Source organism: uncultured Veillonella sp., from assembly GCF_905209685.1.
GTDB lineage: Bacteria > Bacillota > Negativicutes > Veillonellales > Veillonellaceae > Veillonella.
The window spans coordinates 1-2,455 of record NZ_CAJLUB010000181.1; the positions used below are offsets into that span (position 1 = coordinate 1).

Annotated in this window: 3 protein-coding genes; all 3 read left to right on the top strand. The window is 38.2% G+C overall.

Features of this window, described 5'->3' with window-relative positions:
- A partial coding sequence (locus QZ055_RS09145) for an iron-containing alcohol dehydrogenase (RefSeq protein WP_295826414.1) occupies window positions 1–969 on the top strand: 969 nt, incomplete at its 5' end.
- Window positions 970–993: 24 nt separating this feature from the next.
- A complete protein-coding gene (locus tag QZ055_RS09150; protein WP_295826416.1) occupies window positions 994–1,824 on the top strand; it encodes a hypothetical protein in 831 nt (276 codons plus the stop codon).
- A 30-nt stretch (window positions 1,825–1,854) separates the two neighbouring features.
- The coding region (locus QZ055_RS09155; protein ID WP_295826419.1) for a hypothetical protein at window positions 1,855–2,455 on the top strand (601 nt) is incomplete at its 3' end.

Here is a 2,455-nt window from a genome sequence, read left to right on the forward strand (position 1 = left end):
GCCAATCCATTGACCACAACTGCCTTAGACGGCGCTGCGTTAGCTAAATCTGAAAACTGTGATATGGTTATTGCTATCGGCGGTGGTTCCATCATGGACTGTGCCAAAGGAATTGCCTTTATGGCGGTGAATGAAGGCGATATTAACGACTATATTTTCAACCGTAAAGTTAGTGATAATGCATTGCCTCTTATTGTTATTCCAACGACTTGTGGTACCGGCTCTGAAGGCAACGGTTTTGGTGTTCTTACTAATCCTGAAACAGGTGATAAGAAATCCTTACGCTGCAATGCTATTGTGCCAAAGGTTTCTATTGTAGACCCTGCTGTAATGGGTACAATGCCACCTCATGTATTGGCATCTGTAGGCTTTGATGCACTATGCCACAACATCGAGGCTTATACCTCTAAAACAGCACAACCTTTCACCGATGCATTAGCTCATTATGCTGTAACCTTATTAGCACAATACCTTGTACCACTATATAAACATGTGAAAGCAACAGCGGAAGGCAAACCAGCTGTTCTCAACGAAACTCAGCTTACAAAAGCTTGGGAGTCCGTTACATTAGCTAGCACAATTGGGGGCATGGTTATTAACACAGCTGGTGTAACATTAGCACATGGTATGGAACATCCAGCCAGTGGCCTTAAAGATATTACCCATGGTGTAGGCCTTGCTATTATTGAACCTGTTGCGGTGGAATATACATGGAGTGCAAACCCTGATAAATTTGGTGCCTTAGCTCGGATATTTAACCACGGAGATGGTTCCGAACTAGGCGAAGCATTACGCCTAATCGTACATGACCTAGACCTTACTACAAACCTTACAGAATTAGGATTTACGAAAAAAGACATTCCATGGCTCGTAGATAATGTATACGTTGTAGCTACAGGTAATATAGCTAATACAGTAGCTGAAATAAGCCGTGAAGATATTGAAGCGTTGTACAAGAAAATGTTTTAAGTGTTGTCATAATAGGAGAGAGTTTTGTTCGAAGGATTTTATGGCCTATTAACGATTATGCTATGCGTGTTGTTTGCAATTGTGGTAGTGCTATTTAATATAGCGCCTATTACATATATTGTTTTTGGTATAGCTATAGTATTGAGTTTGTTACTGCAATATAGGCGTTTTAAGAAACAGTCCATATCTGAAAAAAGGCACACTCAGTTGGCTTGGTGTTTGTATATTGCCTTTACCCTCAGCTTTTCTTGGTTAGTAAGCGATTGGTTTAGGTACGACTTAAAAACAAGCCTTGAGCAATTTGATTCCTTCGAGTATAGTACCATGGATTGGACTCAAGGGTGGCCTAATAGTGGAGAACTACCAGAGGGGTTAAAACGACCAGGAAAACTTCCCGACGGTATTTATAGAGCGTCTGCTTTTCGTAGTAGTTTAGCTTGGGCTAATGCATATCCAGAGAGATATACTGTACTTGAGGGGGACCCTAAAGTAATTGCACAATATGAGGCAATAGCAAAGCAAAATGCAGCCTATACAGCGCAAATTGATGCGGATGGTGTATTGCGTGATTTAGATACTGGGGAGAAAAAGCGTTTTATATCTCACCCTAATAGCTATAATATTGTAGAGAGTATAGAAGAAGAATCCCTCAATTTGCCAGAACGGACTTTTATTGAGTGGCTACGCTTTGCACCTCGAAAAGAAACAAAAACAGTAGTCAAGGATACATATAATTCTACTCGAAATCATAGATTATATGTGTTTGTAGATGATGGGAATACTAAAAGACCTCATTTTGTGGAATTGTTAATTAGTAATGATGGGACACGGGCTGTGTTTTATCAATCTAAGTAATTTGAGTAGGTATTGTTGTGGAGATCGTAAATGCAACAGTGTTTAATTTACTTGAAGAAATTGTTTTTTTCTAATCCTTATAAAAAGAGTATATGGTTTTTTATAATTCTTTGGGTATTAACATTTTTCTTCTCAGATTATATCTCGTATTCTGGGGTGTACTATCTGATTTTATTAATCGCCACGATTGTATTATTGCTTGAAAAATGTAGAGTTATTGATAGTGAGAAAACTGTACGTAAAAGATTTTTATCATATTTTTATGTTATCTTTTTTCTGTGTATGCTTCCTACATTAGCTGTTACCTTAGTGTTTTCTGCTGTAGGATTATCCCATTATGATATACAACGGTGGCACTCTACATGGCCATCATCTAAAGCAGGTTATATTCCATCTCAATTGCAAGCGCCTAAGTCTTTACCAGAGAGTTTGAAAGTGGTTTCTTCTGCTGAGATAATAGGATTGGGTGGAAATTATAGTTGCTTAGTATTAGATGGTGATGAAGCTACGATTTCACGGTATGAGGAAACTGTTAGATCTAATGCTTGGTATTCGTTTGTAAATGGCAGGGACAAGGATACTACAGTTGAAGTACTTAATTCGTTTACATATCCAAAAGATAAAAATGTAT